Annotated in this window: 19 protein-coding genes and 1 pseudogene; 1 reads left to right on the top strand and 19 read right to left on the bottom strand. The window is 59.7% G+C overall.

Annotated elements, in window-relative coordinates:
• From Q8X51_RS29465 to Q8X51_RS29445, 5 genes and pseudogenes are all read right to left on the bottom strand, one after another.
• Positions 1–474, bottom strand: a pseudogene (locus tag Q8X51_RS29465) (lipase family protein); the annotation flags it as partial.
• 12 nt (positions 475–486) lie between these two features.
• On the bottom strand, positions 487–1269 hold the full coding sequence (locus Q8X51_RS29460; RefSeq protein ID WP_407694751.1) for a hypothetical protein: 783 nt from the start codon (positions 1267–1269) through the stop codon (positions 487–489).
• On the bottom strand, positions 1262–2098 hold the full coding sequence (locus tag Q8X51_RS29455) for a DUF4123 domain-containing protein (RefSeq protein ID WP_074845278.1): 837 nt from the start codon (positions 2096–2098) through the stop codon (positions 1262–1264). Before Q8X51_RS29455 ends, Q8X51_RS29460 begins: the two co-directional genes overlap by 8 nt.
• Positions 2098–4116 carry a type VI secretion system Vgr family protein gene (locus Q8X51_RS29450; RefSeq protein ID WP_407694752.1) on the bottom strand — a complete coding sequence of 673 codons (2019 nt, stop codon included), beginning with the start codon at positions 4114–4116 and terminating at the stop codon, positions 2098–2100. The genes Q8X51_RS29455 and Q8X51_RS29450 overlap by 1 nt, the downstream gene beginning before the upstream one ends.
• A 310-nt stretch (positions 4117–4426) precedes the next feature.
• Positions 4427–5413 carry a diaminopimelate epimerase gene (locus Q8X51_RS29445; RefSeq protein ID WP_065926927.1) on the bottom strand — a complete coding sequence of 329 codons (987 nt, stop codon included), beginning with the start codon at positions 5411–5413 and terminating at the stop codon, positions 4427–4429.
• A gap of 346 nt (positions 5414–5759) precedes the next feature.
• Here Q8X51_RS29445 and Q8X51_RS29440 point away from each other — a divergent pair, with 346 nt between their 5' ends.
• Positions 5760–6911 (top strand): MFS transporter, encoded by a 1152-nt coding sequence (locus Q8X51_RS29440; protein WP_407694753.1) that lies wholly within the window; start codon positions 5760–5762, stop codon positions 6909–6911.
• Positions 6912–6921: 10 nt separating this feature from the next.
• Here Q8X51_RS29440 and Q8X51_RS29435 read toward each other — a convergent pair whose 3' ends face one another.
• The 14 genes from Q8X51_RS29435 to Q8X51_RS29370 form a co-directional block, all read right to left on the bottom strand.
• Positions 6922–7701: a type III secretion effector protein gene (locus Q8X51_RS29435; protein WP_407694754.1), complete on the bottom strand. Its 780-nt coding sequence runs from the start codon at positions 7699–7701 to the stop codon at positions 6922–6924.
• A gap of 328 nt (positions 7702–8029) precedes the next feature.
• Entirely contained in the window at positions 8030–8257 is a 228-nt protein-coding gene (locus Q8X51_RS29430; protein WP_323147232.1) for a type III secretion effector protein, read from the bottom strand.
• 220 nt (positions 8258–8477) lie between these two features.
• A complete protein-coding gene (locus Q8X51_RS29425; protein WP_407694991.1) occupies positions 8478–9269 on the bottom strand; it encodes a type III secretion effector protein in 792 nt (263 codons plus the stop codon).
• A gap of 363 nt (positions 9270–9632) precedes the next feature.
• A complete protein-coding gene (locus tag Q8X51_RS29420) occupies positions 9633–12038 on the bottom strand; it encodes a TonB-dependent siderophore receptor (protein WP_407694755.1) in 2406 nt (801 codons plus the stop codon).
• 97 nt (positions 12039–12135) lie between these two features.
• Positions 12136–13089 (bottom strand): FecR family protein, encoded by a 954-nt coding sequence (locus Q8X51_RS29415; RefSeq protein ID WP_407694756.1) that lies wholly within the window; start codon positions 13087–13089, stop codon positions 12136–12138.
• Between the two features lie 29 nt (positions 13090–13118).
• Positions 13119–13619: a sigma-70 family RNA polymerase sigma factor gene (locus Q8X51_RS29410; RefSeq protein ID WP_065926921.1), complete on the bottom strand. Its 501-nt coding sequence runs from the start codon at positions 13617–13619 to the stop codon at positions 13119–13121.
• A gap of 91 nt (positions 13620–13710) precedes the next feature.
• On the bottom strand, positions 13711–14346 hold the full coding sequence (locus tag Q8X51_RS29405) for a CGNR zinc finger domain-containing protein (protein ID WP_330215167.1): 636 nt from the start codon (positions 14344–14346) through the stop codon (positions 13711–13713).
• A gap of 96 nt (positions 14347–14442) precedes the next feature.
• Positions 14443–15057, bottom strand: coding sequence for an adenylyl-sulfate kinase (cysC, locus tag Q8X51_RS29400; RefSeq protein WP_065947061.1), 615 nt, complete (start codon positions 15055–15057; stop codon positions 14443–14445).
• Positions 15054–16283 carry an MFS transporter gene (locus Q8X51_RS29395; RefSeq protein ID WP_407694757.1) on the bottom strand — a complete coding sequence of 410 codons (1230 nt, stop codon included), beginning with the start codon at positions 16281–16283 and terminating at the stop codon, positions 15054–15056. Before Q8X51_RS29395 ends, cysC begins: the two co-directional genes overlap by 4 nt.
• A gap of 10 nt (positions 16284–16293) precedes the next feature.
• Entirely contained in the window at positions 16294–17064 is a 771-nt protein-coding gene (locus Q8X51_RS29390) for a class I SAM-dependent methyltransferase (RefSeq protein WP_407694758.1), read from the bottom strand.
• Positions 17065–17071: 7 nt separating this feature from the next.
• Complete coding sequence (locus Q8X51_RS29385; protein ID WP_407694759.1) at positions 17072–18208, bottom strand: hypothetical protein; 1137 nt, start codon at positions 18206–18208, stop codon at positions 17072–17074.
• Positions 18205–18930 carry an SDR family oxidoreductase gene (locus Q8X51_RS29380; protein ID WP_027603118.1) on the bottom strand — a complete coding sequence of 242 codons (726 nt, stop codon included), beginning with the start codon at positions 18928–18930 and terminating at the stop codon, positions 18205–18207. The genes Q8X51_RS29385 and Q8X51_RS29380 overlap by 4 nt, the downstream gene beginning before the upstream one ends.
• A 10-nt stretch (positions 18931–18940) precedes the next feature.
• Complete coding sequence (locus Q8X51_RS29375) at positions 18941–19669, bottom strand: sulfotransferase family protein (protein ID WP_407694760.1); 729 nt, start codon at positions 19667–19669, stop codon at positions 18941–18943.
• The gene (locus Q8X51_RS29370; RefSeq protein ID WP_407694769.1) at positions 19666–20889 is read right to left on the bottom strand and encodes a transaldolase family protein; all 1224 of its coding nucleotides are present in this window, start codon (positions 20887–20889) and stop codon (positions 19666–19668) included. The genes Q8X51_RS29375 and Q8X51_RS29370 overlap by 4 nt, the downstream gene beginning before the upstream one ends.
• Between the last annotated feature and the right edge of the window lie 34 nt (positions 20890–20923).

The following is a 20923-nucleotide window of genomic DNA, read 5'->3' as shown; positions in this document are numbered from 1 at the left end:
GCGGTGGGGTGTTTTTTCCACGGGGGGAAGATGGGCGATATGGCGAACCAGATCGCTTACTTCAACTTGGTAAAACCGATCTGAGCTCTGTCGTCCTGGATTGCTTTCAGTTCGCCGACCATCGACGCTTGAAAAACGGGTTTGTTCAGCTCGCACTTGAAGATCGGTGATCGGTAATGGATAGCTGTCTCGCTGCTGCAATGTTGAATAGTAGCCCCTCCCCGCCTCATATGGAGCATCTAAAACCAGCACGACAGGACCGCGACACTGCCCCTCCAACCGTGCAAACCCTTCTCCATTCAAATGGCCTTTGTACCGCTGCCCTGCGCTGTCAACAACCTCATATCTAAGCCCTCCATAGGCTTTCCCATCACCTGATTCATCCACCAGACAAAAACTCAGCCAACCTCCATGCAATGCGCAAGCAGGCATACTTTCATCAAAAAAAGGGTGCTTCCATTCTTCCATCGTCATGCCTGGATATCCTTATTCAGTACAAGTTGGATAGATGTCGCATATACGCCCATCGGGCATTGTGATGGGCTTGAAGTCGGTAGTATTCCCGTTACAGAACGCATAAAGATCATCAAAATCCGTCCCTAGACAACGCTTCCACCCACCAGGAAAACGAATCCAGTTATCGCCCATGTAAGGTCGCTCTTCGGGATTGAGTCCTACTTTTATCAGTACCTTTTGTCCTCCCAGTTCATCTCGCAGCAAACCACCTCTCGTACCAGCGTTAGATAGCGCCCCACTGTCACTCAAATATCCACATTTAAGGACCTTTATGATTACGTGCTTCCGCCCTGCAGTCCGAAACAACCACTGACACTGCCAAGACAGCTCCTTAACTCCCGACTCCGGCATTCCTGGCCGATCCCCCTCCAGAAGATCGCGAATGGAAATCCCCCCTATATCCCCCCCAACGTCCGAATCCCGCTTGCCCCACTTCGCATAAAGATCAAAATCCACACTTCGCAGCACCAACGGACCCCCCTGTACCGTCTCACTCAGAGGCAACTCATAACTCGCACGACTCGCCACCGGCTTGTACTCGGTAAAAAACACCTTCCGCTCCGGCCTCTTGCCTCGGCGCCTTGGCAAGGTGCAGGTCTCACCTGTTGCAGGCCCATAGTTGGCGGCAGTTTTAAGTTTAAACTCCGCCGGTAAATCCACCTCCAACGTAAAGCGATCAACCGGCTTCATCGCACATCCCGAAAGTCCCGCCATCGCCAGCGCAAGCAGCACGCCCCATACACGCTTACTCATCCTTGTTCTCCAACATGAGCCACTGCTGCTTAACTCGTTCAAAGTGATCCTGCGGTGTTTCTCCAACCGTCGGCTGCCAACGAATCCCACTGCTGCGAGTGGCCTCTTCCAGCCGTCGCACGACCAGAAACTCCAGCTGTTCCGGCTGGCTCCATCGCCAACTGCGAGCCTGTTCCAACACTTGGGTCAGCCAGACCCTGGGGTCTTGGAATTCAACCAATGCCGCCAGATCTTCACTGTGTTCAGCCAGCAGGTAACGCAGGATATTGGCGTGCAGGATGGCGCTGGCATTCGGGTTGGGCGTGTTCAGCCAAGGAGCTGGCTCGGGCACCGGATAGTCACCGGGGGCAGGGTTGTCACCACAGTGCCAACTGCCTTCATGCCAGTAGCACACACTGATCAGTGGGCCGAGGAATGCTGGCCAGTGTTCAAGGCCCAGATGGTTCAGTGCGCGCGCCAACGTACGATTGTCGTGAAGGCGGTACAGCGTCCGGTTATTCTCCGGTCCGACCAGCAGCCGGTCGCGCCAATGCCGGGACATGTCCGTCAGGTCCGCGTCTGGCAAGCTGCCCAGCCAGCCCCAATTCATCTCTGGTTCTTGCAGAAGATCGAGCAACGCGGGCTCCCCTACCTGATCCAGCAACAGGATCACGGGGCCAGCCGTGGCCATTTCCGCCAGTGGGGTTTGTGCGTAGAGGTGGCAGTACGCCGGAAAACCGCGTGCCGCCAACATTGGCTGGCACGCTGCGTTATTCCCCTCAAGCATCAGGCACAGCCTGTGCCCCGCCTGTTGCTGTTGGCTCATCCATCGGCTTGGAAGGTTTTCCATCAGGCTGCCCTCCCGCCGACAGTGCAGAGGCCTTCGCGGCAGTCCTCGCATAGCGGGCAGAAGTCCGCATCCAGTTGCCTGGCCAAGTGCATGATGGCGCCCTGTGTGGCGGAGATTTTCGGGCTCTGCGCAACCAACAGGGCGTTCGCAGACCCGGTCGCGGACGGGGTTCCACCGAGGGTGATGGGCCGACTGCTGAAAATGCCGCCTGCCTGGATCACCAGGTGCTCTCCGCCGGCCTTGAAACTCAGTTGTACGCCCGCGTCGATCACCAGGCTGGCGCCGGCCTTGAGATGCACCTGTTGCCCGGCTTCAATCACCAGGGTTTGCCCGACATAGGTCCGGCTGTCGCCCTGCACGTCCAGATGATCGCTGGCCTTGAGCACAACCTTGCGGTCACCGGTGACGTGACGATGCTCCTCGCTTTCCAGGTGCGCCGTACTTAACCCTCGAATGATTTCACGCCGCTCACCGGCCACTTCCAGGCGACTGTCATGCCCCACCTGCTGCTCCAGGTCCCGCTGGGCACGAAGGTAGATGAGCTCCTTGCCACGGCGGTCTTCCAGGTGCAATTCGTTGCCGCCGCCTCCGCCCGGGGTGCTGCGACTGCGCAAGACGCTGCGGGTCTTGTGTTGCGGCAAGGAATAGGTCGGCATGTGCAACGCATTGGCCAGGCAACCGTTGATCAATGGTTGGTCCGGGTCGCCCTCCAGGAATGTCACCAGCACTTCCATACCCACCCGCGGGATCATCGTTGCGCCAAACCCGTCTCCGGCCCAACCCGATGCCACCCGCACCCAACAACTGCTTGTGTCATCGCTCTTGTCCAGTCGGTCCCAGTGAAACCGTACTTTTACCCGGCCGTATGCATCGCAATGCACCTCCTCGCCGGCAGGCCCGGTCACCGTGGCGGTCTGGGTGCCGTGGATGGTCGGCTTGGGGTGCTTGAGAGGGGGTCGATACGGCGCACTCCAGGGTGTCGCGGTGAAACGGTTGCGATACCCCTGGAATGCATCCACCTCACCTGTCCCATCCTCCAGCACCTGCGGTTGATAACCCTCGTGACGGACCGAAGTGATCAACCATAAATCATTGCAGGCCGGATCCGGATGGTCGCGCAGCTCAAGAAAATGCCCACTGCGCAGCACCGCTTGGTCGCTCTTGCCCAATGCCCGGTATCGGCCGATCTGAAGGCGCTCCAACCCCCTGCGCGCCAGGCGAGCCCCCCGTGCATGGCCGGTAAACCCCGCCGGGTAGCGGTAGTCCTCAAGGGGTTGCGCTGAGGCAGAACCCGCGGTGTCTTGCAGACATAAGGACGGATGCTCGAAGTCATGATCACGACGCACCGTTTGCTGGCTGCGGGTCGCCAGGCGTACGTCGAAACGCTGGATAACCCGCGTCTCGGCCTGCGGCCCGCCGGCAGGCGAATAACGCTGCGCAGGCAGGCGGTGAAATACGGTCTGGTCGTCGCCAAACACCAGCACATGCTGGTGCTCGCTGTGACGGAAGTGGTAGTGAATGCCCTCCTCTTCACACAGCCGCTGGATGAAATGCAAGTCGGTTTCCGCGTATTGCACGCAGAACGTCCGCGGCGGGTAGACCACCGGCCCCAACTCAAAGGCATAGCGGTCGGCCAGGATGCCGTGGTGTTCGAGGACTGCCGCGATGATCTGCGGAACACTGCGCTGCTGGAAAATCCGCTGGTCGCGTCGATGGGCAAGGTAGGCGAGATGCGGCGCCAACGTCAGGTGATAACGGGTGAGCCGCCGCCCGGGATCATCGCGGCCAATCGCGTAAACCTGCCCGTGCAGGCCTTCATTGGCATCGCCAAAAACCAGGTAGGCAGGCTGGTGGAGCAGTGACTCCAGGTCCAGTGAAGGGTTTTCGCTGACCACCTGCACCTGGATGAAAAACGGCTGATCAAGCACCTCCTGACCGTTGAACGCCAGTACTTGAAAGTCAGTCTTTATGCCTGGAAGGATTAATTTGAAACGTGACGAAACAAACGCGTTAACCATCCGTTGTTACCCGCCAATATCGATAGTTATTACCGGACTGAGATACCTCCCCCGCCAAACATGAAATAAGTTGCCGAGGAAAAGCGCCTGAACGCCTTGAAGCTTAGCGTTTCCAGGAAAAAATCGGCCCCCAAAAAATAAAAAAGAAGTTTCGTACGACTGAGATTGAAGTGTCTTTTACAAAATAATAAATCAAGCCAATGAGCCACTTCTCAAACATAAGAAATGCCCTACACCAACTTTTATCTGATCAATTAATTAATAGCGAAACAGCTGACACCCACTCAGGGCGTCAACTGCTCAAAAGACTTCATGTCCGAGGCCGTGCAGTCCCGAACAGACTGACGCTCAGCAGCGTATCGACCTGGGTGTGCAAACGTACCGGCGCAGTGCCACCCGGCATCACCACCGCGACTTCACCTCCCTCAACCCAACCCGCTCGCCACGCCGCACAGGCCACGGCACTGGCGCTGGTGCCGGAGGACGCCGTGGGGCCCTCTCCCCGCTCGAACACCCGGGCAACCACCCGGTTGCCGGATTGCCTGGCGACCCATTGCAAATTGACTCCGGCCAAGCATGGCTCGCCGCTTCCTGCCGGGGGGGCGAAGGCAATCGCCTGCAACGGTTCGAACAGCGCTGGCTGTTGCATCTGCAGATTGTCCGGCAAGGCTGACATGTGTTCGACCAGGGTCACACAATGAGGATTGCCCACACGCACAAACTGACTGTGCGCCCACTGTGGGTTGATTGCCGCCAACGCCTTCACATGGCTCAGTTCAATGTCGCCTTGGAACACCTGCTCAACCCCCTGAGCACCCACGGCCGACGGCCCGAACCCGGGCAACCCCAATGCCAGCCAGAATCCAGAGCGGTGCTCATAGACGGCAGGTTCGACCCGAGTCACCAACGGCGACACCCCGTCAGGCTGGTCATGATGCACGCGCAAATCACAGGCCTCGGTCATCAAGCCCTGGTCAGTAAGCGCCTGGGCAAAAATCGTCAACCCATTGCCACTGCGCTCGGCCAGGGAGCCGTCGGTGTTCACGATCAACAGGTCAAACGGCGGCTCGGCCTGGAACGGGCCCACCAGCAAGCCATCGCAGCGGTGGGCCTTGGCATTGGCCGGGCGCGGCGTCGAGCCCCACTCGCATTCAGACCTTATGGCCGATGCAGCCCAAGCCTCGCGAGTCCTCGCGGCCTGCGCCGCGCTGTCGGGCACCTCGATACCCCGCTGTCGTAGGAACGCCGGGCTGGCGACCCCGTAAATGTTGCCACGTGCGTCATAGAACTGGGTCATGGCGCCACTTGCCTTGCAATCTTCATCGGTGCGTCCGCTCGGTTGCCTACAGGGTTGGACCAGCAGCGTATTACACAATGCAGGGTGTGTGGGAGGCGGCCTGGAAGGTGGTAATCCACCGTGAAAACCCGGGGGTTCACCAGCTCCCACAGGGATTACACACCTTCCAGAACGCCTTCCGCAAAGACACTCCGTGTGTGGTTGCCAACGCCCATGGCGTTCCAGAATTGCAAAAAAACTCATCGCCGCTGATCTCGGGGGGGAACCCGGCTCGCCCCCCAAGGCCTGATGTGCAAGGATGTCGCGCCGGACATCGTTCGCTGAACGCAAAACCAAGGATTTTTTCATGACTGCCATCCCCACCTCAGCACCCGTGGTTCCCGGGCGGCTGGAACAAATGTCGACCCGTATCGCATTTTTCATCGCCGGCTTCGGCATTGCTGCCTGGGCGCCGTTGGTGCCATACGCCAAAGCGCGCGCCGAACTGAGTGAAGGCACTCTGGGCCTGCTGCTGTTGTGCCTGGGGGTGGGGTCTATCATCGCCATGCCGGCCGCCGGTGCGCTGGCGTCTCGTTATGGCTGCCGACGCGTGCTGAGCGCCGGCACGATCATGATCTGCCTGGCCTTGCCCATGCTGGCCACGGTCAGCTCGATTCCGTTACTCATCGCCGGATTGTTCCTGTTTGGCGCGGGCCTTGGCACGGTGGACTCCACGGTGAACCTGCAAGCGGTGATTGTTGAGCGTGCCAGTGGCAAAACCATGATGTCGGGCTTCCACGGCTTGTTCAGCCTGGGAGGGATCGTCGGCGCGGCCGGGGTTGCCGGGCTGCTGGGGTTGGGTCTGTCACCTCTGCAGGCGACCCTGGTGGTGATCGTCATCATGGCACTGGCGCTGCTCAAGGCCGGGCCCCATTTGTTGCCCTATGGCAGTGAAAGTTCGGGTCCGGCATTTGCGATCCCCCACGGCGTAGTACTGTTCATCGGCTGTCTGTGCTTTATCGTGTTTTTGGCAGAAGGCGCCGTACTGGATTGGAGCGCCGTGTTCCTCAGTGCCGAACGCGGTCTGGACGAAGCTTACGCCGGCCTGGGTTACGCAGCCTTCGCCCTGACCATGACTGCCGGGCGCCTGACCGGCGATGCCATCGTGCGGCGCCTGGGCGCGACCCGTGTGATTGTGATCGGTGGTGCACTGGCCACTGCTGGCATGTTGCTGGCAACGTTATTGCCAGCCTGGGAAACCGCATTGCTGGGGTATGCGCTGGTAGGTGCCGGTTGTTCGAATATCGTACCGGTGCTGTACACCGCCGTCGGCAAGCAAACGGTGATGCCGGAACATATTGCCGTGCCTGCCATCACGACCTTGGGGTATGCCGGGATTCTTGCCGGCCCCGCAGTGATTGGCTTCATTGCCCATGGCAGCAGCCTGAGCAGTGCCTTTGTGCTGATCGCAGTGCTGCTCGCCGGTGTGTCCCTGAGCGGCAAGATCCTCAAGGTATGACCCCCGCACATCAGCGCGCTTTGCGGGCCTTGTCCTGTTCCAGCCAACGCTCGAGGCTTTTGTTACTGAGCCAGCCGTCTTTTTGCGGCGGACCAAACAATCGTGTGCCGTTCGCACGTATCAGCGAAGGCAGCAGACCTGGCCGCTCAAGAATGTTCTTCGTCGTGTAGACACAGAGCTCGCTGTACCTGGGCCGGGGCATGCCGGAGGAAGGATCCAGCACAGGCGCACCCTCTTGATCAACGGCATGCGGGTCCTGCATGACGGCCTTGAGCGTGGCGATTTCAACGTACTGGTGTTGTTCAAAGAAGAACGTCCGATCCTGCGATTTATCCCTCAATTGTTCGAACTGGCCCTGCAGGGCCAGCACCACCTGGGTATTGCCCTGGGCATGGAACGGGTCCTGGCTGAACACACTTGGCGAGCTGTTCCCCTGTAGCGTTTGGGCTGCCGCCCTGAGACTGTCCGGGGTGATATCGCCGTCGCGGCTCAAAATTGCATCGCTCAACCGCGGGCGCTTGAGAATCTCGCTGACCACTTGAATCGTCCGGTCCAACTCCTCGCTTTTCCCCATACGTTCGTCTGCAACACGCTGCAATGACGAGCAGGTCAAACCCCCGTCGTTCAGGAAGGGGTACAGCCTGCCAAAATCTTTTTCCAGGGCCAACGCCAGTTGGCTGTCGGTGGACGTTACGCCGGGCTGGGCGAGGTTCACGCGCGTAGCAGCGGGCAGGTTCTGCAGCGCTCGCTGGCGCAGCACCGACATTGTTCCGCGCAGCACCAGAGGCACCCGCGACACGCCGTCGAGGCGCGCAGGAACAGCCCCCTGTCAGGTTTTCAGAGGGCGTGAGCGGCGCTGGCACTGTAGACCGTAAAGCCGGCTCATCCAGTGCCAAGGGCAGACCATGAGGGGGTGCACCCTCGATCGTCATGGGTTTTCTCCAACGCGTTTCCGATACATACCTGCCCGGTGATCACCACCCCCAGACGGAATCAGCGAATGGATTCCACCGGCAAGCACCCCATGTGTGGTTGGACAAACACAACAGTTCCGGACAACCGATGAATACCAATGACAGCATGTAAACAACGACCAGAAGGTACGGTGATTCCCACCCTTACCGACGCAACCAGGTCGTCAGGCTATTGATCAGCCTGGAATACTTGGGGGGCTTGGCGTCGTCACTCGCCATCTGCCCGGTCGCGAGCATGCCCCGGGAAAAGTCTTCCTCGACCGGCGCCTGGAATTGGCACTGACCGGCGAAAGCCCTCATGCGCCTGGCTTCGACAGCATGCACATCGGCCAGGGCCGGGGGCTCTTGCGCAACGATGGCACCCGTGGGCACAGTCGGATCGCCATCATCCGTATTGCGAAAGAGCTCATGACAGCTGGGCTGGGGCGGGTGAAACGAGCTTGACGTCATTTGCTAGCTCTCTACACGGAATCTGAAAGCCGACCGGTTTGATCAAGGCCGGTGCCTATGAACGACTTGGTCAGTCGGCGTAAACAGTTCCTGACAAAATTGAGCCAGGCACCGTCATTCAGCGGCGGCGCCTGGCGGACGGTCAGCGGGAAAGCAGGTAAAGCGCTTGCCAGCTGATCCGGCCGTCATTATCACGACCGGCGAGATTGTCCATTTTCCTCAACACGTCACTGCGCTTGAGTATCTCCTGGGACAGCTGGATCAGATGATCCATGGGCGAATCGCCTGTCTGCTCCTGGGCCGCCAGGCTCCTCAGGTGGTTGAAGCTCAACTCCCGGTCCCAGGGATTACGTTTCAACTCGTCGAAATGCTCAAGCATTTCACCGGCCATTTCCTTGTCGGTCTTGTACTTGAAGTAGTTTTCCCCCTTGACCACGATGTTCACATTTTGCCGGTCGATCAGGCCATCCAATGCACCGGTGGAGGAGTGCCGGTCCAGGGCGCTCATCAGTTCCGGACGTCGCAGCAACTCGTTGGCCAGGCGAATGTTCGCGTTCGTGACCGGATTGGGAGACCAGGTTTTTTTCGCCATCCCATAGATACTGTCAACGCTGACATACCCAGGGTTGCTGCGGTCCCTGAAGGCATTGAAATTGTCACGTAACTGTTGCGCCAACTCGTCATTGCTTTTCAGCGAGTACGTCGGATCAGGCCAGCCCGGCGCGGGCGGATACGGCTTACCCACGGTAGGATCGGGGCGTGGCGGCGGATTGCAGTAGCCAGGACCTGGTTGTGGGCGATGCCAGGCAAACCAAGGGCTCACCCAGTGTCTGACCGTATCCATCAGGCCCTGCCTGGCCGGCTCGCTGGAGTGACGCATCACGTTGTCAGCAGCACTCTGACGGGGGGCCTGCGAAGAGGGCGCGCCGAACACGGGCCCCCTCTGGTTTTCCCGAGGCAGGAAGCTGACGTTTGCAGCCGCTTGGCCGTTGGGGGCAGTCGCTGGCCGAGGGGCTTTGACCTCAGGCCTGGAAGTGGCCTGCAAAAGGTCAGAGGTTGATGAGGTCGAGGCCTGTGTATCGGACACCAATACCGACATAGTTTTCTCCATTACAGTGGGCGCGATCTTCAGCTTGCCGCTCCAACGCAACGTCGAAGCCCTTTAGCTTTCCCATGTGTGGCACTTCTGTCGGAAACGGTTCCTGAACCAGCCGCAATATGCACTGCGAGGATGTAAGAAACAGGACAAACGATCGCAGCCTCTTGCAAGACTGCGACTTTTCCAAACCGATAAAGGTCAGAACCCGACGCTGGCCTGTACAAAAAACGTACGCGGCTCGCCCAGGTACAGCCCGGCATTGTTGTCGCTGGAGCGGGTGTAGTGCTGCTGGTCAAAGACGTTTTTCACCCCCACCCCCAGCTTCAGGTTCGACAGTTGTTCGCCAAAGTCGTAGCCACTGCGCACGTTGACCGAGACATAGCCCGGGATATCACCGTACTGCCCATCGGCGCTGCCCTGGGTAATGTAGGTGCTGGTGGTACCCGGTGCACGCTGTCCGGACTGGGCGTACACATCCAGGTTGTGGGTCCAGTGGTTGACGTCGTAGCGCAGGCCCAGGGTTGCCACTTCCCGGGAATACAGTGGCAGGTCGCGTCCTTTGAACGGTACGTCACCTTCGGCGGTAGCCTTGGTGTAGGTGAAGCCGGCGTTGGCGGTCAGGCCGTCCAGGCGAGGGTCCAGGTTCGACAAGTCATAGTGGGCCGACGCTTCGATGCCGGTGTGCTTGGTGGCGCCAAGGTTGGTCCAGCCCACGGCATTGCTGACGTATTGCAGCTCATCCGAGAAGTCGATGTAGAAATACGTGAGTTCCCCGCCCCACACACTGTCGCTGTAGCGCGTACCGACCTCATAGGTCTTGGCTTTTTCCGGGTTCAGGCCGCTGGCGGTCTGGTCGCCGCTGCCGCCTTGTCCGAGTTGGAAGTACTGCAGGCTGCCGAAGGAGGTTTCGTAGTTGGCGAACAATTTCCACGCATCGGAAAGGTGGTACATCACGCTCAGGGCCGGCAGCGGTTCCTGGCTATGGACCTCGCGGCGTTTTTCCTGGGTGCGGGGCCCCGTAAGGGGGATGACCGGACGGTCGTGCCATTCGGTGCGGATGTCTTCAAAACGGATGCCCGGGGTGACGGTCCACTTGCCGATATCGATCTTGTTGTCCACATAGAAGGCGTTGGCCTCGGTGCCACCGGTGCGATCCTGGTAGACGTGACCATCGCTGCGGCCACCCGGCGTCGGCACGTTGTTGATCAGGTTCAGACTGGTGGCCTGCTCATGCATGCCTTCCTTGAGGTAGCGGTAACCGACGCTGACTTCCTGGGTGCTGGGGCCCACGTCGAATACATGGGATACCCGCGGCTCGACGCCGAAGGTGTAGTAGGTGCGCGGGTAGGACCCGAGGGTCGCGAGGTCGCGGTTAGCGATGTTACTGCCGCGGAAACTGTCGGAATAATAAGTCAGCACTTCGGCCTGGGTCCGGTCGTCGATTTGCCGGATGTACTTGAAGGACACGTCCTTGCGGCGCCCGCTGAAATTGTCCCAATCGCGCACCGACTGGTACGGGTTGGCATCGAACTGTTTCTGGGTCAGCCCGCCGGGCATGTCGGCGCTGGCATCGTAGTAATGGAAGTTCAGCGAGAAGTCGTCCTGGTCGGTCGGCGCCCAGTGGGTCTTGAAGATCACGTCGTCGATGTCGTTGCCGTTGTTGCTGTTGCGGTAACCGTTGCCATTCACTCCGGAGTACAACAGCGCAGCGCCGATGCCGTTGTCGGCAGTGCCGCCGATAAAAGCGCTCTCGATGTGCTTCCAGCCACCATGGGCGGAAGTTTGCAGGGTGGTGCCGACTTCACCGGAGAATTTCTCGGGGATCGCGCGGGTCACGAAGTTGATCACGCCACCGACGTTCTGTGGCCCATAACGCACGGAACCGGCGCCGCGTACCACGTCGATGCTGTCCAGGTTGCCGGCGGAAATCGGCGCCATCGACAGTTGTGGCTGGCCATAGGGCGCGAATGCCGCCGGCACCCCGTCGATCAGCACGGTGGAGCGTGGCGACAGACGTGATGTCAGCCCGCGTACGCCGACATTGAGGGAAATATCGCTGCCACCTGTGCCGTTGGATTCCTGCACCTGGACCCCAGGCATACGACGCAGCACATCACCGACATTCATCGCGCCCTGCTCCACCATGGCTTCGCGGCGAATCACCGTACGCGCGCCCGGGTGGTTCTGCACCACTTCGGCATCGGCATCCCCAAGCCAGTCGCCGACCACCCTGATGTCGGTGGCACCCAGTTCCAGGGGCGAACCGGCGTCACCGGCGCCGCTGCCGAGCGGGCGCAGGGTCACGGAACCGGCGTCGATCTGATAGTCCAGGCCACTGCCTTGCAGCAATTGGCGCAGGGCCTGTTCCGCCGACAGGTTGCCATCTACTGCGGGGGCCTGCTTGCCGGCGACCAGGTCGGGGCTGAAAAACACTTGCAGGGACGTCTGCTGCCCCAGTTGGCTCAGCGCGCTCCCCAGGGGTTGGGCCTGGATATGGATAGCGTCGCCAGCATAGGCCGCCGGCACTGCGGCACTGACAGCAAGCGCAAGGGCAAGCGGCGCCCAGCGGGAGATTTTATTGTTGTGAACGGCACATTTTTTCACGTCGACCCCAGTCCTGTAATCGCAAGAGTATGCGGCTGTTAATGCAAACCAGTTGCAGCTGCTGGAGAAGACGAAGAACTCGGAAAAAACCTGAATCTCAGCGTGAAATAATTTCCTGGCTGCCATCCGGCAGGGTCCTCAGGGCCACGGGCAGGATATGGGGCAAGGCCTTGAGCAAGGCATCGGTGTCATTGGCCTTGAACACACTGGTCAGTCGCAGGTTGCCAACGGCGGGTGTGCTGACGCGCAACGGGCGCTCGCGATAACGCGACACCTCACGGGCGACTTCACCCAGGGATGCGTTGTTGAACACCAGTTTCCCGCTGCGCCAGGCCGTCAGTTCCTCGGCATTCACTGCGTAGGACGCTGCCACCAAGCCTTGGTCATTGATATGGGTTCCCAGCCCCGCCGTCAGCGTCACCCCCTCGTTCGGTGAGCGCCCTTGCACCTTCACCGTACCGGCCTCGACCACCACACGGGTCTGGTCATCATCGCGACGCACATCAAAGCGCGTGCCGGTGACCGTCACCTGCCCTGCACCGGCGGCGACCACAAAGGGACGGCTGCTGTCATGCTCGACATTGAACATGGCCTCGCCCTGCTTGAGTTCAATACTGCGGCGGCCTTTTTCGTAGTGCACCGAGACAACACTGCGGCTGTTCAAATCCATCATCGAGCCGTCGGGCAATGCCACCTGGCGATGCTCACCCAGGCGCGTGCTGAAATCGGCCCGGTAGGGCTTCGGATGATCAAGGCCGCTGAACAAGCCGAGCCCCAAGGCCACGGCGACCACACTGGCGGCGACGGCGTAACGCAACACGCCACGACGTTTTGGATGCTCGGCCGGCGCCTCGCCCAACGCCTGCAAGCGGGCCTTGGGCACCAGGTCGGCGGCGCCCCACAGGCCTTGCAGCACATCGAATTCATATTGGTGCTCGGGCTTTTCATTGCGCCACACATCGAAACGCTCGCGCTCGGTGGCGTCCAACCCAGCGTCTTGCAGGCGTACAAACCATTGCGCGGCTTCGTCGCGGGCACGGTTATCCATCATGGAAGGTCCTGTTTCAGAGCGAGCGTGTGTCATGGGGCCATCGCATCCAGGCGGTCACGCAAATGCCGCAGGGTGCGGATCATATACTTTTCCACCATGTTCTTGGACAAGCCGAGGCGCTCGGCGATCTCCTGCTGGGTCAGGCCCTCGATCTTCTGCCAGATAAAGATCCTGCGGCAGTTGAGCGGCAACTCGGCCAATGCCCGCTCGATGGAGTCCGCGAGCTGGATCGCGTGCATGAAATGCTCCGGGTCACCGCCGTGGGGCTGGCTCTGATCAAAGGCTTCCAACGCCATGGCTTCCCGCCGGTCTTCGCGTCGGTAGGCGTCCACGGCGATATTTCGCGCAGTTTGATGCAGATAAGCGCGCGGTTGCTCTACCTGGGAGGCGGTTGTCTCCAGCACTCTCACAAAGGTGTCGTGGGCCAGGTCCTCGGCCTGCTGACGGTTTCTCAGGCGGCGTGTCCAGGTGCCGATCAACTCTTCGTAGTGCTCGAAAAAGCCTGTTCTGCGGGGCGGCTGAGGGATCATCGCGGGAGCACTGGGGAGGCGGGGCGTGAATAGTAATGCTTCCTATTAAGTGGAGCAATTGCTACCCGTCGACCGCGCCACTGCCTGGAAACTAAAGCGCCTGTTTAAGGCGACTCAATTTCTCCCGGCTGCCGCACACGCTCATCTGGCACCATTTGCGCAGTTTGTTCTTGGAGATATCCAGGAATAGCCAATCACAGTCGGTGGCCGTGCAGCACTTCAGCACGCGAAGATCACCGGACACCAGCAACTGCGTGGCCTCGATCGCCAGGCGCCCGATCAACATTGCACTCAGTTCCTGAGCAGAGGTGCAGGTTTTCCACGCCCAGGCCGGTGTCCCATCAACCATGCGCAGCACCCGCCAGGCGGTGCCTTGCTGGAAATTCAGGTTGATCTGCTGCAAGGCGTCATCGGCCGCAGCCTGGCGCAAGGACAACGGGTAAAACACGGCATACAGGCATTCGCGGAACGCAATGATGGCGTCCAGATCCGGCTGGTAGGAAATAGGCGACTCAAACACCATGGCCTTGTATTCAGCGAACTCCTGGGCGGAGATCAACGAGGCGTGCAGCGCCCATTCAAAGAAAAACTGAAAACTGGTAAGCCGCTCTTCCATGACTTTGAGCGGCGACCCAGGGCGGCGGCCGTTGGTGGTATTGATGAAGTCCAACACCTGGGCCCCGCCGATCAGGCGGATGGATTTTGCAGTGCCGGTGAAATGCGTCATGCCTGCTCCTGAAAAAACGCGGTATGCCTGCGATGGCGCAGATTACCTTGTTTTCCGAAGGTGCAGGCACCGCCACCGCGGCGCAAAGACCAGCGGCTATGTGCGCTCGTCGTTGCGGGCCATCCAATCGAGAATAGTCGCGACAGACTGTTCGACAGACAGCGCCTGGGTGTCCACGTGCACTTCCGGAAAGATCGGCACGTCGTAGTCCGAATCAATCCCGGTGAAGTGTTGGATCAACCCCAGGCGGGCTTTTTTGTACAAGCCCTTAGGGTCACGTTGCTCCGCCGTTTCCAGCGGCGCATCCACATGTACCTCGACAAAATGCTCATTGCCGACAATGGCGCGCGCGTAATGCCGGCTGGCCGCCGACGGTGAGATCAGCGCCACGATCACCACCAGCCCTGCGTCCAGCATCAAGCGCGCCACTTCGGCGACCCGCCGGATATTTTCATCGCGGTCGCTGTCGGTAAAACCCAGGTCGCGGCACAGGCCGCCGCGCACCGAGTCGCCGTCAATGATGCAGGTCAAGCGCCCCTGTGCCTGCAAGGCCCTGTCCAGCGCATCGGCAATCGTCGACTTGCCGGCCGCCGAGATGCCCGTCATCCAGATGACCAAGGGCTTTTGCCCCATACGCGAGCGTTCCGCGACGAGATGGCTGAACGCAAACGCATGCAGATTCCGTTCTGGACGTTCCGCAAAATGACTCATGGCCGCTCACCCTCCGTCACCGCCACAGGCGGTTTACCCAACAGGAATACCATCACGCATTGCACGAACAGCAACAGCGCAACCACCCAGTAGACGGTCGCGAACGAGCCGGTCAGGTCCTTGGAAAAACCGCCCAGGAAGTTACCACACACACCCCCCAGGCCGATCAGCACATTGGCAATGCCGAATGCCTGGGTCAGTCGGCTGACCGGCACGATTTGCCCGATGTAGCTGGGGACAAGCCCGAAGATGGGGTAGAACGCCAGCGCAAACAAAAATGCCGCCAGGTAGAACAGCGGGATGCTGTTGAAACTGAACACCAGGGTGGCGGCCAGCCCCGCACTCAAAAAGCACATGGCCAGCGACGCCCTGACGCCCACCTTGTCGGCGATCCACCCCACCAGAAAGCCCGAGGCCATGCCCACCGCGCCAATGGTGGTCCAGACAAACCCGGCGTCCTGTACCGACACCCCCAACTCGTCCCGCAGGAACGGAGCCAGGTAAGTCTGGAACGGCAACAGCGCCATCCCATTCAAAAACGCAATGGCCCAGGTCAGGTACAGCGAGCGACTCAACCAAGGTGCATGACTCTCGAACGCCGTCGAACGCGGCCCGGAAAAACCGGCGTCCTTGTCCGCCACCAGGTTGCGCAGCAGAAACCAGGCCACCACGCACAGGGCCACCGAGATCAGGCCCGCGGTGAGCCAGATCGAGCGCCAGCCACCCTGCAGGGTAAGGAACGACACCAGCAAGCCATTGATGAACACGCCGTAGCTGGTGCCGCTGGAAATCAGCCCCATGACCCGCGAGCGATTACCCGGGCTGAAACCCTTGGTGACAATCTCCGCCAACGGGATGTACACCGAGGCCGAGCAGCCGCCGAGCAAAATCAACAGCGCCCCGGACAGCCAGATACTGTTGCTGACACTCAGCCCCAACAGCGCCAGGGAGGTCATCAGCGTCGACACCAGGCTGATCTTCCAGCCTTCGAAAAAACGACTGATGTAACTGGTGACCGATGAAAACAGCAGGAAGCCGATCTGCGCACCGCCGGTGATCAGGCCCACCGTGGTGTAGTCGAAACCGATGTCGCGGCGCATGTCCACCACCAGGTTGGCGAACAGGTAGACGCCAAACCCGTAGGTACTGGCCACGAACCCGGTCAACACCACCGCCAGCACGACGCTGTCCAACGGGCGCGCGCTACTGTGTACCAGTGTGCTCATCAGGTACTCCTTAAACGGCGCGTGCCGTGTGGATGACAAAATCACAATTCATCATGTCGTAGTCACGCTGGAAATCCCCGTAACTCTCATGGGCGCAAAATCCGGACTTGAGCACCTCCCCCTTCAACTCGCCCGGCAACAGCGGATAGACCTGCAACCGATACTGCTCGGCGTTATCGAACGAGTAGATGAACTCACACACGTGTTCATCCACCTGCCCCAGGCCGACGGATGCCTGCGTGCCGCAGTAATAGTAATGACCGCTGGATTTGAACTTGCCTGCGCGAATGGCAAAGAAGTTACGTTGATCCACAATCAGCAAGCCGCCCGGATTGAGCAATGCCCTGAATTTCTCCAGCACCTCCAGCCGTTCATGGGCTGCAAACACATGGCACAGCGAACTGCCCAGGCACACCACAGCATCGAAGCGCCCCAGTTCGGCGGGATCGAGGGCCTGCCAATCCCGGTAGTGCGATTCGATCGCCAACCCGCGTTGCCGAAAATTCTCCCGGGCCTTGGTCAACATCGTGCTGCTGCCGTCCGTGGCGACGACATCGAACCCCGCCTGCTTAAGCTGGACCGCATGAAAACCACTGCCCGTGGAGACGTCGATCACCGACTTCACGCCGTGCTGCTTCAGCAGGTTTTCAAAGAACCCGTTCTCCCCCGCCTTTCTTTTGTCCCAATCGATCAAGTCATCCCAGCGTTCGACGAATTTTTTCGAGTATTGCGTGGCGTAACTGGCGACTTCGCTGTGCTTGTGCCGCGACATTTGATTCATCACACACCTACCAGGTTGAATGTTTGAAAGACAGGTATTTGCTCGACAGCTCGTGGGCAAACTCGGCGGACTGTTCGATGGACATGGTTTTCTTCGAGTACCCCAGCATCGCCTGCATCACGGCCATGCATTGCGGGTTATAGGTGACCGAGCCATCGCAATGAATTTCATCGATGCCATCCTGGCTCTGGCAGATGGTGTTGATACGCACCGCTTCGTCCTGGGGGCAGTCGGCGCTGAACTGCACCTTGATCTGCCCCTCCTGCAACCACACCGGATAGCCGCCCGGCAACCCCAGCGGGCCGGGCGCGTGCACCCGCACCGGGGTGGGCGAAAACAACCCTTCGATCACGGTGACGGCCGAGCACGCCGTGAGGAACTGCCCATCGATACCGCCCAGGCGGCGGAACTCGGATTTAACCGTGGAAAAAATCGCTTCGGCCGGCAGGTAGGCCGCAGCCGGGCGGTCGCGCACCTCATGCAACAAGCGGTAACTGGCACGCGGGGGCAAGCCGCCGCGCGGCACGTAGTGGCTGAAATAGTGCTGGGCATACAGGCACACCTGCACATCGGCAGGCGCACACTCCAGCAGCCGCGCGATGGAAAATCGCAGCGCCGGGATCAGGTTGGCGACATTGCCCACGCCAATATCCGGCGCCAGCCCGACCCTGGCCAGGATCGGGTTGACCGCATCGGGAAAGGCCGCGTTGACCGTCCTGGCCGCGATACCGGAGGCTTTCACCGCCTGCATCAAGTGATGCATCAGCGTCAGGTGCATTGGCAGCCAGGGGCCGAACTGCGCCTGGTCGAGTTGCTCGAACGAGAGCCTGGGCAACCCGGTGATCACACGCCACGACTGCAACGACGCGCAGTTCACCACCAGGTCCGGCGCCTCTGCACGCAGCACCTGGGTGACCCGGTCGATATCGGTGAGGTCGGCGATCACCGGCTTGATCGTGATGCAGTGCCCCAACTGCGCACACGACAGGGCCACCAGGTTGCATAGCCGCACGGTCGCGTCTTCATTGCGCCCCAGCACCACGAATTCAAAGGCATTTTTCGGCCCGAGAATCTTCAGGATCTGCAGGCACAGGTTGCCTGCGCCCACCAGCAGCAGTTTCTTCTTGGAGGCTGACGGGCTCATCGTGGGTAGGCTCCGTTGTCTACCGGAATGACCTTGCCGGTGACATGCCGCATGGCATCGCTGATCACCAGCAAAATGACCTCGGCGACGCCGCCGGGCAGGATCGGTTCCTTGAGGATTTCCTGGCGCGCGTACTCGGCGCGGCGGTATTCAGGGATGGTGTCGTAGATGGCGGTGTCGTGGATCAGCGCCGGCGACACTGCGTTAACCCGCACGAACGGCGCAAAATTCCAGGCATTGGCTTTGGTCAGGCCGATCACCGCCGCCTTGGTGGCGCCGTACAAGGCATCACAGCTGCCCACTTCGCCCGCCACCGAGGCGATATTGACGATGCTGCGCGGCGCCTCGTGTTTCATCTCCCGTTCGGCGAAGTCTTTGGAGAGATAGACCAAGGCCTTGAGGTTCACAGTCAGGATTTCGTCCACTTCGGCATCGGAATAGGCGTAGATGCTTTTGCCGTGGTAAATACCGGCGTTATTGATTAATGCATGAATAGTTGCGTGGCGCTCGTACAGCGCAGGGATAAAACCCTTGATCAGCGCATTATCCGAAAAGTCCGCGACATGGGTTTCCAATACATCCGCCGTGTAAGTGCGCTGTAACGCACGCAGGCCTTCGGCATCCTTGTCGGCACCGATAACGAAATAACCTGCCTGGATAGCCTTTTCCACAGTAGCCCGGCCGATCCCATTGGCCGCACCGGTGACAATCAACTTTTTCATACAACAATCCTTATTGGCAAAATTCATTCATGCGTGCGTAGAAGGGTCGGTGGTATTCGTAAAAGGCTTTTAATTTTGGCGACTGATCGAAAGTATCCATATCGATAGCAGGTTTATCCGGCAGAGCAATGCGTTCACTGTTCTCCGCCGCCACATGCCAACTTCTCCAGGTTTTCCACTGTCGTGGACATTCACGTTTCCATGTCATGGCATGGGGCAAAAATTCAATCTGCAAGTAGTCACACAGTTTACGAATGACACGCTCCGGCTCGGCGGCGAGGTCATCGGCATTAATCACATAAGGCACTTTTCCGATGAGTTTGGTGACCACACAAAATATCTCGTACAAGGCTTTATGCCCGATGGCCTGCACGGGCATATCGGGGTGTACCCGGTGATGGGAAACAATGCTGCTGGCGGGCTCGCGAATAATAAAAACATTGTGTTGTTGCGCCAGGAAGTCCCGGTCAACTTTCAAGTCATCCAGGCAGTGGTAACACATGTCTTTGTGAAAGACATTGGTACTTTCCCGGGCCTTGAGCAGTTGCTCTTTTATACCTTGATACGTGGTGGGCAAACTGTGGTCCCATTCATCCGAAGGAATCATTGAATCTGCGGAAAATGCCATATGGGCAAACGGCTCGTGGAAAACCTCAAAATCCCCTCGCTCGATAAACACACGCTCCAACACCGTGGAACGGGAACGCGGGTGCGCCCACAACCCGACCATCTTGTTCATGCCAGCACCCCGTATTCAGCGGCCAGGATGGCGTTGAGCGAGCGTGCGAAAGGCTTCGTCACCGGGCACAGGCGCACGCAGTAGTCGGTCAGGCGCCGATGCGCACTGTTGGCTTCGTTGCAGGCGTTGATAAACGCCTCATGATTGCCAAAGTCGTAGGGCTCGATGCTGTCGATGAAATAGGCTTCGCAGAAGTACGGAATGCGGATGAGCCGGGCGAACGTCTCAGCCGGCGCCTGCTGGGGTTCACAGGCGGGTGCCACCGGTTTGCCGTGGCTTTCACGCTCGATCAGAAACTCCACCACCTCCGGCGTCAGCGTGTAGCACGTGGTGGTCAGCCCGGTCTTTTCCAGGTGCCAGCAGTGCTTGTGGCCACGTTTGTCAACGTCGACCTTGATACTGGAAAGCAGGGTCTTGACCGGCACCTTCGAGGCCGCGACCAGGGCCTGGATCTGCTGGTAAATCATCAGCTCGGCCCAGCGCATGTCCTCCGGGCCCAGCGCCAGGCCACGCTCGGCGGCCTGCAAGGCGAACTCGGGCTGGCAGGAAAAACGCCCGATCATAAAGGTGATCACATACTTGCAACAGCCGGTGTCGACGCCATTGCGGCGGGCGCAGGCGATGCCCCGCTCTATTGCCTGGATACCGGCATGGAATTGCGAAACGGTGAAGCAGAACGTGATATTGACCGAAACGCCTTGGGCCACCAGGTGTTCGATCGTCGCGAAACCCTCCAGGCTGCCCGGCACTTTGACCATCACATTCGCGGCCAGGCGATGCAGCTCCAGGCCTCGTGCGGTCATGCGTTCGCTGCACCGCACATCCGACGGGTCGACTTGGGCGCATATCCAGCCGTCGGCCTGGGCCGATTGCACCCACAGCGGCTTGAGCGTCGAAGCGCCCTCTGCAATCACTTCGTTGTAGAGTTGCTTGCGCAATTCGCCGGGAGACAGGCTGGCCAGATTAAAACGCGACGACCAGTACTCTTTCTTGTCGAGGATCGTCGCCGTCACCAGCCGGGGGTTGGTGGTCACACTGCTGAAGCCCCAGGGCTGGGAGAGATCCTGCGGCATCAACTGTTCGATATGGGCGGCGGCTGCCGGGTACTTGTCCAACAAATGCTGTTTATACGGTGCGTACACCACGGGCGACGAATCCCACCACACTTCCGAACAGGGATCATTACGTTTAAGTCGCTCTATATAACCCAGTGTGCCCACAACACTTGCTCCTTGAGTAACGTGATCAATGAGG

Origin of the sequence: Pseudomonas sp. Yb2C2, from assembly GCF_052112325.1 — a bacterium.
Taxonomy (GTDB): domain Bacteria; phylum Pseudomonadota; class Gammaproteobacteria; order Pseudomonadales; family Pseudomonadaceae; genus Aquipseudomonas; species Aquipseudomonas marginalis.
Note: the sequence above shows the minus strand (reverse complement) of the source record. Positions and strands in the feature narration are given on the sequence as shown.

Excerpts from the sequence above, each read along its gene's own strand:
- Q8X51_RS29460 (WP_407694751.1), bottom strand. The coding sequence starts at position 1,269 with ATGAGTAAGCGTGTATGGGGCGTGCTGCTTGCGCTGGCGATGGCGGGA.
- Q8X51_RS29455 (WP_074845278.1), bottom strand. The coding sequence starts at position 2,098 with ATGGAAAACCTTCCAAGCCGATGGATGAGCCAACAGCAACAGGCGGGG.
- Q8X51_RS29450 (WP_407694752.1), bottom strand. The coding sequence starts at position 4,116 with ATGGTTAACGCGTTTGTTTCGTCACGTTTCAAATTAATCCTTCCAGGC.
- Q8X51_RS29445 (WP_065926927.1), bottom strand. The coding sequence starts at position 5,413 with ATGACCCAGTTCTATGACGCACGTGGCAACATTTACGGGGTCGCCAGC.
- Q8X51_RS29440 (WP_407694753.1), top strand. The coding sequence starts at position 5,760 with ATGACTGCCATCCCCACCTCAGCACCCGTGGTTCCCGGGCGGCTGGAA.
- Q8X51_RS29415 (WP_407694756.1), bottom strand. The coding sequence starts at position 13,089 with ATGATGGATAACCGTGCCCGCGACGAAGCCGCGCAATGGTTTGTACGC.
- Q8X51_RS29410 (WP_065926921.1), bottom strand. The coding sequence starts at position 13,619 with ATGATCCCTCAGCCGCCCCGCAGAACAGGCTTTTTCGAGCACTACGAA.
- Q8X51_RS29405 (WP_330215167.1), bottom strand. The coding sequence starts at position 14,346 with ATGACGCATTTCACCGGCACTGCAAAATCCATCCGCCTGATCGGCGGG.
- cysC (WP_065947061.1), bottom strand. The coding sequence starts at position 15,057 with ATGAGTCATTTTGCGGAACGTCCAGAACGGAATCTGCATGCGTTTGCG.
- Q8X51_RS29395 (WP_407694757.1), bottom strand. The coding sequence starts at position 16,283 with ATGAGCACACTGGTACACAGTAGCGCGCGCCCGTTGGACAGCGTCGTG.
- Q8X51_RS29390 (WP_407694758.1), bottom strand. The coding sequence starts at position 17,064 with ATGAATCAAATGTCGCGGCACAAGCACAGCGAAGTCGCCAGTTACGCC.
- Q8X51_RS29385 (WP_407694759.1), bottom strand. The coding sequence starts at position 18,208 with ATGAGCCCGTCAGCCTCCAAGAAGAAACTGCTGCTGGTGGGCGCAGGC.
- Q8X51_RS29380 (WP_027603118.1), bottom strand. The coding sequence starts at position 18,930 with ATGAAAAAGTTGATTGTCACCGGTGCGGCCAATGGGATCGGCCGGGCT.
- Q8X51_RS29375 (WP_407694760.1), bottom strand. The coding sequence starts at position 19,669 with ATGAACAAGATGGTCGGGTTGTGGGCGCACCCGCGTTCCCGTTCCACG.